The organism is Pseudomonas sp. SDO55104_S430 (assembly GCF_054070595.1).
The window spans coordinates 50,864-64,444 of record NZ_JBSVXG010000006.1 but is presented as its reverse complement, the minus strand read 5'-3'; the positions used below and the strand labels follow the sequence as shown (position 1 = coordinate 64,444).

The 13,581-nt window shown below is 52.4% G+C and carries 13 protein-coding genes; 8 read left to right on the top strand and 5 right to left on the bottom strand.

Annotated features, from left to right (window positions below):
- The first annotated feature begins 1 nt into the window (after position 1).
- Positions 2-700 (top strand): glutathione S-transferase N-terminal domain-containing protein, encoded by a 699-nt coding sequence (locus ACW9JE_RS02150; protein WP_457431732.1) that lies wholly within the window; start codon positions 2-4, stop codon positions 698-700.
- A 611-nt stretch (positions 701-1,311) separates the two neighbouring features.
- Here the strand turns inward: ACW9JE_RS02150 and ACW9JE_RS02145 are convergent.
- On the bottom strand, positions 1,312-1,773 hold the full coding sequence (locus ACW9JE_RS02145; protein WP_457431731.1) for a hypothetical protein: 462 nt from the start codon (positions 1,771-1,773) through the stop codon (positions 1,312-1,314).
- A gap of 501 nt (positions 1,774-2,274) precedes the next feature.
- Here ACW9JE_RS02145 and ACW9JE_RS02140 point away from each other — a divergent pair.
- The 5 genes from ACW9JE_RS02140 (at position 2,275) to ACW9JE_RS02120 (ending at position 7,326) form a co-directional block, all read left to right on the top strand.
- Positions 2,275-3,141 (top strand): patatin-like phospholipase family protein, encoded by an 867-nt coding sequence (locus ACW9JE_RS02140; RefSeq protein ID WP_457431730.1) that lies wholly within the window; start codon positions 2,275-2,277, stop codon positions 3,139-3,141.
- A gap of 73 nt (positions 3,142-3,214) precedes the next feature.
- Positions 3,215-3,589: a succinate dehydrogenase, cytochrome b556 subunit gene (gene sdhC, locus ACW9JE_RS02135; protein ID WP_457431729.1), complete on the top strand. Its 375-nt coding sequence runs from the start codon at positions 3,215-3,217 to the stop codon at positions 3,587-3,589.
- Positions 3,590-3,853: 264 nt separating this feature from the next.
- Positions 3,854-4,801 carry a restriction endonuclease gene (locus ACW9JE_RS02130; RefSeq protein WP_457431728.1) on the top strand — a complete coding sequence of 316 codons (948 nt, stop codon included), beginning with the start codon at positions 3,854-3,856 and terminating at the stop codon, positions 4,799-4,801.
- Between the two features lie 426 nt (positions 4,802-5,227).
- Entirely contained in the window at positions 5,228-6,778 is a 1,551-nt protein-coding gene (locus ACW9JE_RS02125) for a TIGR04141 family sporadically distributed protein (protein WP_457431727.1), read from the top strand.
- A 329-nt stretch (positions 6,779-7,107) separates the two neighbouring features.
- Positions 7,108-7,326 carry a hypothetical protein gene (locus tag ACW9JE_RS02120; protein WP_457431726.1) on the top strand — a complete coding sequence of 73 codons (219 nt, stop codon included), beginning with the start codon at positions 7,108-7,110 and terminating at the stop codon, positions 7,324-7,326.
- Positions 7,327-7,414: 88 nt separating this feature from the next.
- Here ACW9JE_RS02120 and ACW9JE_RS02115 read toward each other — a convergent pair whose 3' ends face one another.
- Entirely contained in the window at positions 7,415-7,669 is a 255-nt protein-coding gene (locus ACW9JE_RS02115) for a hypothetical protein (RefSeq protein WP_457431725.1), read from the bottom strand.
- Positions 7,670-7,684: 15 nt separating this feature from the next.
- On the bottom strand, positions 7,685-8,557 hold the full coding sequence (locus tag ACW9JE_RS02110; RefSeq protein WP_457431724.1) for a WYL domain-containing protein: 873 nt from the start codon (positions 8,555-8,557) through the stop codon (positions 7,685-7,687).
- A 116-nt stretch (positions 8,558-8,673) separates the two neighbouring features.
- Here ACW9JE_RS02110 and ACW9JE_RS02105 point away from each other — a divergent pair, with 116 nt between their 5' ends.
- Together ACW9JE_RS02105 and ACW9JE_RS02100 are read left to right on the top strand one after the other, a co-directional pair.
- Positions 8,674-8,931 (top strand): hypothetical protein, encoded by a 258-nt coding sequence (locus tag ACW9JE_RS02105; RefSeq protein WP_457431723.1) that lies wholly within the window; start codon positions 8,674-8,676, stop codon positions 8,929-8,931.
- A 538-nt stretch (positions 8,932-9,469) separates the two neighbouring features.
- The gene (locus ACW9JE_RS02100) at positions 9,470-10,474 is read left to right on the top strand and encodes a hypothetical protein (protein ID WP_457431722.1); all 1,005 of its coding nucleotides are present in this window, start codon (positions 9,470-9,472) and stop codon (positions 10,472-10,474) included.
- Positions 10,475-10,788: 314 nt separating this feature from the next.
- Here ACW9JE_RS02100 and ACW9JE_RS02095 read toward each other — a convergent pair whose 3' ends face one another.
- Together ACW9JE_RS02095 and ACW9JE_RS02090 are read right to left on the bottom strand one after the other, a co-directional pair.
- Positions 10,789-11,850 (bottom strand): hypothetical protein, encoded by a 1,062-nt coding sequence (locus ACW9JE_RS02095; protein ID WP_457431721.1) that lies wholly within the window; start codon positions 11,848-11,850, stop codon positions 10,789-10,791.
- 3 nt (positions 11,851-11,853) lie between these two features.
- Positions 11,854-13,515 carry a hypothetical protein gene (locus ACW9JE_RS02090; protein WP_457431720.1) on the bottom strand — a complete coding sequence of 554 codons (1,662 nt, stop codon included), beginning with the start codon at positions 13,513-13,515 and terminating at the stop codon, positions 11,854-11,856.
- Between the last annotated feature and the right edge of the window lie 66 nt (positions 13,516-13,581).

Here is a 13,581-nt window from a genome sequence, read left to right as displayed (position 1 = left end):
CATGATCGATTTACACTACTGGACCACGCCTAATGGGCACAAAATCACTATGTTCCTTGAAGAGTCCGGCCTGCCTTATCGCATCGTGCCGGTGAACATAGGTAAAGGGGATCAGTTCACGCCTTCGTTTCTCAAAATAGCTCCCAACAATCGTATACCGGCCATTGTCGATCATGAGCCGTTAGATGGCGGCGAACCATTATCGGTATTTGAGTCCGGCGCAATACTGCTCTATTTGGCGGATAAAACTCATCAGTTCATCCCGCAAGACCTACGAGGTCGCAATGAGGTCCTGCAGTGGCTGTTTTGGCAGATGGGTGGGCTCGGCCCGATGGCAGGGCAGAACCATCACTTCGTCCAATACGCGCCCGAGCCTATTGCGTACGCTCGAACACGCTACATCAAGGAAACCGCTCGTTTGTATGGCGTGTTGAACAAGCACCTTGCTGATCATCGTAGCTATATTGCGGGTGATTACAGTATTGCCGACATGGCTTGCTACCCTTGGATTGTCCCGCATCAAAGGCAGCAACAAGATCTGGGCGACTTCCCACACTTGGCTCGATGGTTTGAGAGAGTAGGGGAACGTGGCGCTACGAAACGTGCCTACGCTTTGGCCGATCAGATCAACACCGCGCCTGTTGTCGATGAAGAAACGCGCAAGCTCTTGTTCGATCAGGATGCGAGCACGATTCGATAATCAACGCAGAACAGGTCCATAGCGGGCCTGTTTTTTTTGTAAGTAGCTTCAAGGCTTCAGGAGCGGCACGCCGAACCGGTGGAGGCTCGGGGTAAACATTTAGGAAATCGATGCCGGTCTGCGAATGGCTGTCAACATATCGCTGAAAAGGTGAGAGCGCGCTCTTGGCTTCTTCACAACAGACAAGGTTTCGTGTACCGCCGGAGAGGAAGCTGTTTTTTACCCTACAGCAATCCAAGGCGCTTCTAATGCGCGCGCGAAAGAGTTGCTGGGCTTCAAGCCTCGACGTTTGCTCTGGCTAGTCTGAGACTTTGGTGACAAATTGCCTGAAGCACTGCGGCTTACTACAAAGGCCCGCATTCCTATCAAACATTGGCCATTGAAGATGAATGGGCTCGTCGCCACCTCTGTGTGACCTATCGAGACTGGTTTGAGCTCACCCCAGCAATGCAGAGTCTATTGAAGCAATTGAGGCAACCGCCTTCTAAAGCGTCCATCCCAGGGCAAAGTGGAGGTTGGGCTGAAGATGGCAGTGATCAGTGACGTTCTAAATACGCCCGAGCACAGTAAACATCGGGTCAACCTTTAACATGCACACGGTTTTTTGAGTTTCACTTGGGTAAAGGGCTGTACGGTGACACTTTCAAAGGAAGCTCCTTCCCAGGGAGGGGGGAGGGGTTAGGGTTCCAAATCAAGCTGTAGGCATCGAAACAAGGCCAGAAATTGTCGAAGTAGCGAAAATCCATCACTCTAGCCACTTCGCGTTCTTCTTCTCCAATGATGTCCCACACGTATTCAAAGCGGTCGTTGATAGTTTTCAGGGTGAGCAGTCGTGTGGCCTCTTCAGGTGCCAACCCAGCCACGCGCTCCAGCGCTTCTTGATCGTACTCTGGATTTATAAATCCGTCAGTATGGGCAGCCAAGCGCTCAGCATGGTCAAATATACTCAAGAGCCAGCCAATACACTGAAACTGGGAAATTCTCACCGACCTGAATTCCTCGCTCTGCCCCATTATTTCGACGGAAACAATGGTTTCTCTTTCAAGATGACTGACATTAATACAGTAGGACATGGCGTCCATCCTTCAAGGTTTTATATGTGTTAATGCTAAGGTCTCATAAGGATGCTTTTCGTTGCAAGAACTTTTTAGTTGCCATTTTGGCAACTTACGGAATGTAGATTGAATGTCTGTGTTCTGCGTCGGTTGGAAAAATGCTATTTCCGTAAGTGTTGTCCGACATTGGCCGTAAGTTTGAAATGATTCACGTGGTGAGCGAAGGTTTTGTGAGGACGTTTTTTGAGAAAAAAGCATCAGTGTTTCTATCTAGGATGATTCGGTTTACTTTTCAATTTAATGGGTTCTGCCCGTAGCCATCGTTGAGCACTGTTTTTCATAGTGCGTCATGTGGGTTTTGTCTTTCATTTTTTTGCTCATTCACTCACTAAACTTCCTGGGAGTAGTTTAAAGTTCCTTGACCAAAGCTATTAACGGCGGTTTGATAGAGCAAGACAGGCTAATATTCAAAGAAGATTGTATCGCATCATCGGCTCCTAACCAGGTCGGAGGTCTGCCTTGCCCACTGAAAAAACTGCACTCGTTCTTGCCGGTGGCGGAAGCCTTGGCGCTGTCCAGGTTGGCATGTTGCAAGCTCTGGTTGAAGGAGGAGTGACATTCGATTTGGTGGTGGGTGCTTCTGTGGGCGCGATCAATGGAGCGTATTTTGCTGCAAGACCCAATGCCCAAGGGGTGTCAGAACTCGTGGACTTCTGGCGGGGTTTACGCAAGACCGATGTATTTCCGTTTTCGCTGACAGACACCGTGATGGGAATTCTGCGTGGGCGTGGCCACCTGCTCAGCACGTCGGCTTTGCAAGATCTAATACGTCGATCGCTACCCGTTGAATTGATCGAAGAAACGGAATTGCCTCTGCATATTGTCACCACAAATCTGCTGACCGGTGCCGAGGAGTTATTGTCCAGTGGCAATGCAGAGCAAGCGTTGCTCGCCAGCGCAGCGATCCCTTTGGTTTTCCCGACGGTGCAGATCGGTGGGAAGTTTTTAGTTGACGGCGGTGTCGCTAGCAACACACCGATCGCCAGTGCAATGGTCTTAGGGGCAACACGAGTGATCGTAGTGCCAACAGGGCTTGTATGCGCGAGTGCCAGCCCACCCAAAGGATTGGTGGCACTCGCCCTGCACACGTTGAATCTTATGAGTATGCGCCAGTTGGTGCGGGATATTGAGTTGTATAGCCCTAGAGCGGCTATACACGTAGTTCCGCCGCTGTGTCCTCTGGACACGTCCGTCTTCGACTTCAACCAGACAGATCAACTGGTGCAAAGGGCTTATGAGTCTACTCAGTTATGGATCAAAGAGGATGGTCTGTTTAGCGTTGGAGTGCCACATACGCTACAGGAGCACACACACCACTTTGGATAAATCATAGCCTCCTGAATATCTCGATGATTTTCTGGCTACTTTAAGAAACCAGTATCGTTAATTGGAGTGAGAAATGAAAAAGAAACGGCCGGTTAATCTTGACCTTCGAACCATTCAGCTCCCACTTCCGGCGCTTACATCTTTTTTGCATAGAGTATCAGGACTTGCGCTTTTCCTGTTTTTGATTCTGATGCTGTACACCTTTGGTAAGTCGCTTGACTCAGAAGAAGGGTTTAATGACATCAAAAGAATATTGTTTTCACCCGTGGGGAAAATCAGTGCGTGGCTTGTTTATTCAGCGTTCATTTACCATTTGGTTGCCGGTATTCGGCACCTTCTTATGGACTTCGGTGTAGGGCATACATTAGAAGGTGCAAAGCGCGGTTCCATCGCTGTTCTAGTCGTATCCGGATTTTTAATGGTTGCGGGTGCAATTTGGTTCTGGTAGGCAGCAATACTGATGACATTAGTAGCCGACACATCCACAGGGGGGCACTACCGGTTGACCAGGATAGGAAACCATCACACTACACCCGATAGCTTTCATGAGCTCGGGATGTTCGATTGCCTGTCACAAAAGACCGCTGCTAGCTAAGTGTTATCCGTCGATGGTGTCAGTCCCGAACGAGACCTTGAGATCCATAGTAAGTAGCATACAGCCCACAAATGGCACCTTCCCCAAAACCAAAACACACACTAGCCGGGAATTGACATGGAAAGAGCAAGAAAAGAAAAACCTGTTCTTGATGCAACAGGTCTTAGCCTCGAAGAGTGGCTTTCCATGATTTTCACCTACAAAGAAAAGAGAAAATATAGATTCATAGATTTTCGCTTTCCAACTGACGCACATGCAGCCGAATATCTTGCTTCAGCTGAAGTAAGATCGGAGTTTGAAACTAAACACCTAATACGCTCATTCTTGATCCCTCCTGGCGTGCAGGGACATGATCATCATTTTTTTCACCATTGGGTAGATAGTGGTGATCTTCTCCAAGTGATTGATAAAAACGAGTATGCTCGTCGTCTTTTCAGAAATGAAGGTTGGGAAGGTTTGACTTGGATATTAGATCTCCTCCCCGATTGGCCTCAACATGCTATTGACGTATTGGACGCCTTTATACGGGCGCATACACTCTACCTCTCCGATGACCGTATATGGGGGCTGAGTGATGCGATTTCGATAATTCGCCACAAATATCTACTTTCATCTAATCCTCGTGACATACTAAACGATGTTTCTTCAAGGGATTTTGAGTTTCTCATCGCAGCTTTATTTAGAAAACAGAAATATCACGCAAAAGTCACAAAGCAGTCACGGGATGGGGGGGCTGACATAATATGCAGTTCAGTCGATGCCCCCATAAAGCAAAAGTTATTAATTGAGTGCAAACACCACACTGGCACAATTGGCGTCGAAGTAATTCGTAAGCTGGCAGGAGTTGTAAGCGAAACCGGAGCTACGAGCGGCTGGGTGGTGACCTCTAGCAAGTTTAGTTCGCCGGCAGTGGAGTTTGCTAGTGCTACAGGGAGGATTCAGCTCCTAGATTACAAGGCATTGAACCTTAAATTTAACGAGTATTTTGGTGCGCGATGGAGTGAACGCTTACCATCTCTAATTAGCGAGGAACAGCGAAATCAAGTCAGTATGCCGCTAAAGTAAGTTCAAAGCGGTTGGCGCATGATCGGCCAGAAGCAGCTTCTCATAAGCGACCTTGTTCGACCCAAAGCGGACGTCGAGGGTGATCAGATGAGAAGCATCGCTGTTCTATAGCTGTAAGAAAAACCTGAGAGCAGTGCAACTGCTGCGTGGCTATACGAAGCTTGAAAGCACCGTTAGGTAGTGTGGTCTAAAAATTGACGAGGATCTTGGCGGGACGCTAGGCATGATCATCGCCGCTAGGTTCCGTCTATTGCCGCCCGTAGTGCATCACTTGGGAGATAGAAAGGTGTAGTGCATTCTCGCTCATAAATCTCAAAATCCGCAGGGGAAGGTTTACCGGTGACTTTTAACTACACCGTACGTGCCTTGACGGGAAGAGAGGCAGATGCCAATTTAACAACAATGCGAGAGGTCAAGGAGTGACGCGTGAAGATCACTATCAACGTGTTCTTGCTCAAGGAAGGGCGAACCGCCCAGGACGCACTTTCCGATGAGGTCAACTTGCAACCTATCGTTTTTTCGTTGGGCGATGTTGAGTGCCTCTTTTACTATCAGAAAAACCCTTCCCATCCGAAATGGACGCAACTATTTGGCGCCATACCAGAAGTGGCTGGCCTCGACCTTACCGCCAGATCGCTCAAAGCCCTTCTCGTCCTCGCAGTCAACAGCAGGGTCTTCTGCTTTACTTTTGGCCATGCCAGGCACCTGATTAAACAGTTGGCCATTGAGCGTTATTTCGGGCTACGTACGGCGCTCAGCTTGACTGATCCCCTACTGATCAAGTCCGTGGAAAAGTCCAATATTGATCGCACACCGCTTCGCTCAAAGGCGCAGTCATCTAGGTTGCTATCGATTTCGGAGTTCGATTTTAAGTTTGACTCGGAGATTCTGAAATCGCTAACCGGCATCGTGGAGAACGATCAGGATGAGGGCGAGTACGTTAGCGGTTCAGACTCATTGGTATTGCATTCCGATGTAAGGCTCGAAGACTTCCCGGAAATCGCGCTCCGACTATTGACGGCGTACGAAGACGAGCACTGCAAGGAAAAATACCCTTGGATGGACTTCATCGTCCCAGTACGCGACTCCACATTGATGGGCCAACTGGATGGGCTTCTAGTGGATGCGATAAATATTGAGCAGTTCGACTGCGTCCGTGCGGCGCCACCCGAGCTACTTGGCAATGACATCAGCGGTTTTGGGTATGTGAAGCACAGCGCCCGATCTCGCAACGGCCCGACGATCGCCTTCGACCTCGATCTGCGGCAGGCGTTGCTCGCCAAGCAGCTTCTACGTGGTGTCACCCGCCAAGCGCTAGTATCCGAACGTATCTACCTTTACGGTGCAGATGAGCAACGAATCGCTGCGTGGCCTCTGTATACGTGTCTTGAGGCGGAGATCGAACACGAAGGAAAAATTTATTTGCTGAGCGAGGGTGATTGGTACCAGATTGACCGTGACTACACCGAGCAGGTGAACCGCTTCTTTGACGCCGCAGCGCCGTGCAATTTGGTATTCCCACCGGATGGCACCGACCATGAGGGCGCTTACCTTAGACGCATCGCAGACAACGTAAATTTCTATCTGCTGGACCAGAAATTAGTGAGGTTGCCGGGTGCTGGAGGCCCATTCGAATTTTGTGACCTGCTCACGCCAGATCACCACATCATCCACGTCAAGAAGTACTCATCGTCGAGCGTGCTGAGCCATCTCTTTTCTCAGGCCTATGTGTCCGCTGAAGCTCTGATCAACACGTCCGATGTCGTTACTCAGGTGAATGGCTATTTGGCGGAGTTGGGTAATTTTCAGTTCGCCTTCAACCCTGCCATGCAACCGCGCAACAGAATCGTGTTCGCTATCATGCAGCCCAACGATACGTTGCACATACCGTTTTTCTCGAAGGTTAACTTCCGACAGTTCGCCCAGCGGCTCGGTGCAATGGGCTACCAGGTTGAGGTTTGTAGAATCGGTAATTGACCCAACGGGCCACGGTCAATCAGACCGACCAGCACATCTCAATTGGTTAACAGTGATGCCCTGCGCCGAAAATTCAGATTCTCGACACACACTTAGGGTCTCAGCGCATGTGGCACACGGATCGATCAGTCATCCCTGGTAGTTCTCCACGGCTGCCAGAAGCGACCAATCCAAACGATGGAATCCCACAGGTGGCCGTCCACTGTCGCGACTGCTATGGGGGGCCAAGTCCCGGCGTTTTTCTAGTGGTTGACGGAGCAAGAGCCTTGGCTTCATATCGCAGGGAGTTCAGCTAGTCTTCCCGTATCAATTACTCAGGGACGATCCCCATGCCAGATAGCTCTGAAGCCAATATAACCACAGCGGACGCCCTCACACTGCTCCTGCACAACCAACATGCATTAGCTGCGGCCATTGAAGAAGTTACCAGATGGCTTTCCGAGAATGGAGTAAGGAGTGTCTCCGCTAATGCAGTAGCTGCCATGGACACGCTGGATAAAAACTCCAAATGCCTTACAGACGCCATCATGCAGCTACGTCAATTGTAGGCTTCCTCCATTCCACGAGGGAGGCATGACCTACGACTGCTTCAGCATTCAGCGTTACCAAGCCTAGGTCAATCTCAGCTAACTAGGCCTAGCGCGACAGGAAGCCCTGTATCGACGGCGCAAGCCACTGCCGGTTTGCCAGGAAGCATTCACTCGGTTTTTTTGCCTCCTCCCGCTGTTTTTTGGGGACATCTGTTTTGTCGATAAACGACAGCACTTCTTTCAAGACAAGTGGCAGATCCAGCAAGGTTTTGGTCACCAATCCGGATACCTGTCCATCCATGGATATTGATGTGGTTTGTAGCAGATGACCGTGCCTCTGTTCATGTGATGCGATGGCCACTCTCCATTCGTTTATCTACTCATAAAGCCAAGGCTTCAGCGCCTCCAGGTTCCTCACCACAATTTGTTGTGCCGACGCCTTGGGCTCAAGTTTCTTTGGATCGATCTGGTACCGCTGCAACACATAACCCACCAGCGCGCACCGCGTGGGTATGACCAGCTGACCGTCCTCCATCCCAAAGTCGACCTCAATGATTGCCTTCTGCTCCGGTTTCAAGCGCGAGTCTGGCTCGATGATCACATCGACAAGGGTGTTCCATTCCTCATCCTCGCTGATCAGGTTCTCGCTCATCCGCTCGAACTCCGGCTCTCCTCGGAACCTGCTCAACACAAAATCCCGATACTTGCGATTCTTCTCGCAATACGCCCGAACATGCCATCGCATGCCCGTGTAGATCAAAGTATGAGGTGATATCAGCCGTGTCTCCGGTACGGGGTTTGCCAGCGACACGTACTCGATGGCGATCACCTCGGCATTACGGCAAGCCTTAAGCAGTGGACGTAGTACTTGCGGACGAATCGTGCGGTCAGGTACTTCCAGTACTTTGGTATGCGCATAAGCCAGCGCCAGTCCTTCCACATGCGGCGCCCGCGAATGGGTTTGGTTCAGTAGCTGTAGATAGGCATTAGCACTGTCATCAATGAACAATGGCTTGAAGTGCTTGCTCGGTACATAACCCTTGAGTTGCTTGTCATATGTAAGGTTTTTAGGCGCATGCTCAGTGATGTAGGTGTTGATGTCCTTGGACGCTTGCTGGCGGCTAATGCCGAAGCTCTGCATCAGGTGGCCCGTGGTGAGGCGACCTTCCCACCAGGCCACGGTTTCGATCAAACGATAGCGAAGTGCCAAATCCCAACGGACTTGGTTGATCTCGTGTGCGCGTTTCATGGGTCGTCCATATGCGTGATTTGTTTACCTGTACAAGTCTACAATCTATACGTGTAAAGGATCACTACATATTCTTTGGCTGTCTTCGAAAAAATGACCTAGCGAAAGGATTAAACATGACCACGACGGATATGGTTTCGGCAGCAGCCTTGGTAATGATGATGGTGATTACCGTGCTGCTGTTGGCCCATTACTTGAAGTTGCAAAGGGTGTGGGACACGATCGCCAATTGCCGTACGACTTTGCGCTGGGCGCGTATTCATGAATCGGAGAACAAGGAGCTTCGTTCGGCACTGCGTGCTGAGAGAGCGCATGTGAACCAGTTGCAGAGGAAGGTAACTTTGTTGGAGGAGCTGCTGCCCGAAGACAAATGAATGCTACGAATCTTACACGCGATCACGGCACCCTAATCCGTCAGTCGAGCTGAGCAGAAGAGGCAAAGGGTGCAAACCGAGATACTGCGGAATCGATATGAATATGCTTCTGCTTTTGAGGGGGGAGTATCAGGTGTAGCTAAGGGCTATCGAGACCCAGTTGGCAAAATCACCTTGAGATCGTGATCAAAACTACGTCGAACCGGATTCAGTAGAGAACCCACGAATCACACTCTCTGAAGAAGCATAAGCTTTGATATTGGTGGAGCCATAACGTAGTCGAAGCGCGCTGCGTTGAATGGTGCCATAGGAGGCGAACGCTGCTCCGTAACCTTTGCGAGGCTGGTTGTGTCCACACTCAGGCCAACCCCGTATCGAACACATACACCTGTCAATGCTTATTGAGTCGTGCCCATCTTTGTTTTTGTCCCTGAACGACGCACACTTGCACAACCTCACGGCCAGCGAGCCATGGTACCTGTGACCCTCCTAGGTGACCGGGAAACAGGGATATGAATCCAAAAACAATAGGGACAACATGTTCAAGCGCTCGATAGGTCTTCTCAGTTTGCTTTTGCTGGCGGGATGTCAAACCGCACAGTACTCGCAATACGTTGCATCCTGCCCCCAAATGGATATCCCCCTTAGCTGCAGCATCAACTATCACAGCCGTGGGTGTGAAACGGCTGATCAAGCGGTTGAGAGTTGCGCCCGGTTTGTCGATCAAAACGTCAAGGCTGAAGAGATACGCCAGGCTCAAGCCAAGGGTTTCAACGTTATCCGATATGAGAATGAGGGGGCTCAAAAAATACTGCTGGGTTTCGACCGTGCGGGCAATTCGAGCCGAGCAGTGTATGTGGATGCCTCCAATCTAAATGCGTACGTGCGCTCTGTAGATGCGGCCAAGAGTCTTATGGCATCCAAAGTCAGCCAGTACCAGGCGGCAATGAGCGCGTACACGAGCAAGCGGGCAGCTGGCCAGAGTGCAGACGTTGAGTCGGTAAAAGAGGCGTACGAGCAGCTCCAAAAGATGGTCGGGCCACTGATGATGGCAAGCGAGCAAGGGGCTCCGATATCACGTTTCTATGAAACCATGCCGGCCTTCGACTATGAGCTTACTGCCATACACTTCACCTCCCAGTTTGGAAATCGAAACCAAGTCCTCACCCAGGGTTGGCGGCGTGCTAACAGACAACACAGAGCGACCCAAACCTTTCCAGCCGAGGTTTTAGCAGTAGTTTCAGTCGCACAGTTTCAAGGTATGGCTTCCGACATCAGCACACGTTGGGCTCGAACCTATGCCAACGACAGAGCCGGTGCAGATCGGGCCGCTGCAGAGCACCAACGGGTTAAAGCCAGAGCGACAGCTGCGCAAGAGCGGCAGCGAAAGTATCACCAGACCTATCAAGCCCCGAGCAAGCCCAGAAAGTCGACAGGCTATAGTGACGGCAGTTGCTCATGCCGTGGAGGCAATGTCTGCTACGGGCCTCGTGGCGGCCGTTACTGCATCACGTCTGGTGGTAATAAACGCTATGGGATTTAGCCGCATGGCGTTCAAGCCATATACAACGCCGAGTGTGAGTTGCGCTTAATGAAACATCGCTCCTGGTAATCTTTTCGAAGCCGCGATCTGGTTTGGGCGTGGAATTGCTGAAGTCTGCTTAAGCCCGATTCGGCTGAAAAGATGAGTTTTCAGCTCGCTGAGATTGGGCACGATCAACACCGGATAATGGCCACACCTCGTACTTGATGAACAAGGTGCGGCGGCAGGTCTTTCTTACGGTTGGAGGCCGGGACCAAATTGGAGTAGCTGGTCTGTTCACGATCCGACTCGAGCCGTGAATGAGAACACGCAGCTCAAGACGCTGGTGTTTGAGCTTGGTGGGTTTCGACCGGGGCCAAAACAGGCTTGGATGTGCTCCAGAAGACGAGCCCGGAGAGGGCGGCGGCGCACACCAAGACCAGGCCGCACAGCCCGGCCATGAGGCGACGTTGTGCGCGGCGAAGGCTATGCAGCTCGGCTTGATGCTCGGCCCGCTCCTGCTGCCGCTCGCTGCATTCGTTGCGCAACGCCTGGTCGTGTTCGGCCAACACTTCACGTAGCTCCGAGAGCTGGCGGTCCAGGTCTTGGTGCATCTCGCCCCGCTGCTGCGCTTGGAAGACCAAGTCGGCATTTATGCGTTCTGTTTGGCCGGCGGCTTCGCTGCGCTGCTCGTCGAGCGCTGCGACCAGGCTTTGTTTGACAGCCACGAGACGTTGTTCCTGAGTTGAATCGATTGCCTGCTGCAACTGTGTGAGGCGCCGCTCCAAGGTACTCGCCTGTTCGTCGAGGACTTCCCGGAGCAACTGCTGCTGTTCGTTCAGAGCACCCTGCACCTGCTGCATGCGATTGTCGAAGTCAGCCAGAAGGCGGTCGCGGGTTTCCATCACTTCCTTGGCGATGCTAATCAGCATTTCGCCGTGTTCGTCGGTCAGTCCTTGGACCTTCAACAGGTCGGTAACGTAGGTGCGAAGGTTGGTCGCCTGATGTTTGATCACTGCTTGGTGCTGCTCGATGCGGATGTTCTGCCGGTGCAATTCCTCGGCCTTGGCGTCCAGCATTCCCTGCTGCTCGCCGAGCTGCTTCTGCTGCTCGGTCAGTTGCTGCGCCTGTAACGAACTAATTACCATCAACTGGGCGAGGGTCTTGGAAAATTCCGCCTGGACTTCCTGAGCGTCGAGCTGAGCGTTTTTCAGTTCGCCGCGATTGAACAGCCGACCCAGAAAGCTGCGCTGTTCGTGCTCGTCGCGCACCCGTTTGAAGTCATCAAGGCGCTTGAAAGTGGTGTGGAATTTGGCGTAGACCTCAGCGATGTCGATCTGGGCGAGCAAGTCGTCGCTTGGGACGGTGCTGGCGAGTTGGGCAATGACATTTGACATCCCTTATGTTTCCTTCCTGAACTGCTGAAGCAATGAACTGAGGCGTTCGTTGAGTTGTTTCTTGCCATCGATGGCCTGGGATAGCGCCGCGATGGTCGCTGCCTGTTCTCCCGCGGTGCCCTGTGCGTGTTGCACCGACGCTTGCGCGGCCTCGGTGGCCTCATCGAATCGCGTAGCGATGCGATCGTTGAGTTGGGCCATCATCCGATAGCGGGCCGACAGGCGAAATTGCTGCTCCACCCGTTCGATCATGCGCTGGCCCAACTCAGCGGTTGCTTCCAGGTTTTCGATCTGCGCGTTGATGAAATCGGTACCCTTGTCCAGCATCCAGTCGATCAGCGAATCGATGGCGTACATCAACAGGGCGTTGGCCAGGCCGGTCATCAGGCCGGAGAGGACGGGCGCGATCATTCCGGCCAGTGGCGCGAGCACCGGTATGCCTACGATGAACGAGTTGATCGACTGCTCCCAAAGCATGCCGGCGCCTAGAGTGAACAAGCCGGCTACGCTTTTGCTGATCGCTCGCATGACCTCGACGCCAGACAGGTGCTCGGGTGGCCAGAGCAGTAGCTTCAGAGCCTTCAGCAGCTCCTGCATGCCTTCGCGGATGATGGTCACCACTTTGGCCGAGGTGGTGATGAGGTTGTTGATGAGAAAGGTCAGCAGGTTGCTGACAAGGCCCTGCAGGCCACCGGCAAAGAAGGCCTCAAAGGCCGCCTTGAACTTACCCTGTACGCGCTTGAGCACCCGCTCCACTGCGGCCATCACGCGATCAAGCAGGGGGCGTTCGTCATCGCGCTGGCTGACCACCTTGTGCACCTCGACGAAGCTGCCATTGACCACTTCGAACAGCAACACGCCCATGGCCCTGCGCAGGCCCGTCTTACCAAATTCCTTCGCACCGGTGATGCCCAGCTCCTTGCCATGGTAGAGCAAGCGATCTTTGGTGTCGGGCTGATGCTTGTCGACTGCGGCGCGGGCTTTATCGATCAGCGGCTTGGTGACAGCTTCGTCATAGCAGTTCTCGGCGCTGAGGGCGGTTTCAGCAGCGGTATCGCTCTTTTTCCGATTGTTCTCATGAGTGGTGAAGTGCAGGTTGTCCCCCTCTGATGCCAGCGCTTTGCGTTGTTCCGGAGTCAGCATCCAGCCGCCTTCCTTGTGTGCCTGCTTCAGGGGAATGGTGTGATCCAACTCGGCGTTCATCACCAGCTTGCCGTTGGATTTGGCAGTGCGCTTGGTCGGTGCCTCTTCTTTGGTGTAGGCGTCGACGAAGGTCTGAGAGTTCATCGTCCCGTCCTCCACCGCATCTTTCATCTTCTGTTTTTTCGCGGCCGAATAGTCGTAGTCGGCTTCTCGATCGTAGTGCTCGGAGTCCTTGGCGAAGATGTCCTTGTTGGCATTGTGCTGGGTGGTGACATTGCCGCCGTCGATGTCCGAAAACATCGCCGGTGTCAGGCCGAAGGGGCCGACAACCTGCTGCAGGGCTTCTTCGCGGCAGCGACTGAGCAGCTCCTGCAAGCGCTGTTGCTTGAGCGATTCGCGCTCGGAACGAGGGCTGTTGGAGACCTGCAACTGACGTTGGTCGGCATCGACCACGGAACTGAGCAGGGCATCGAGGTTGACGGTGAGCAGCGGATCGACTTGCAGGGTCGGCCGGGAGGTCATGGAGCTATCCTTGTCAGAAGAATCCTGCGCAGCAGGGAAATGTGACTAAGATACCATTAGGCCACT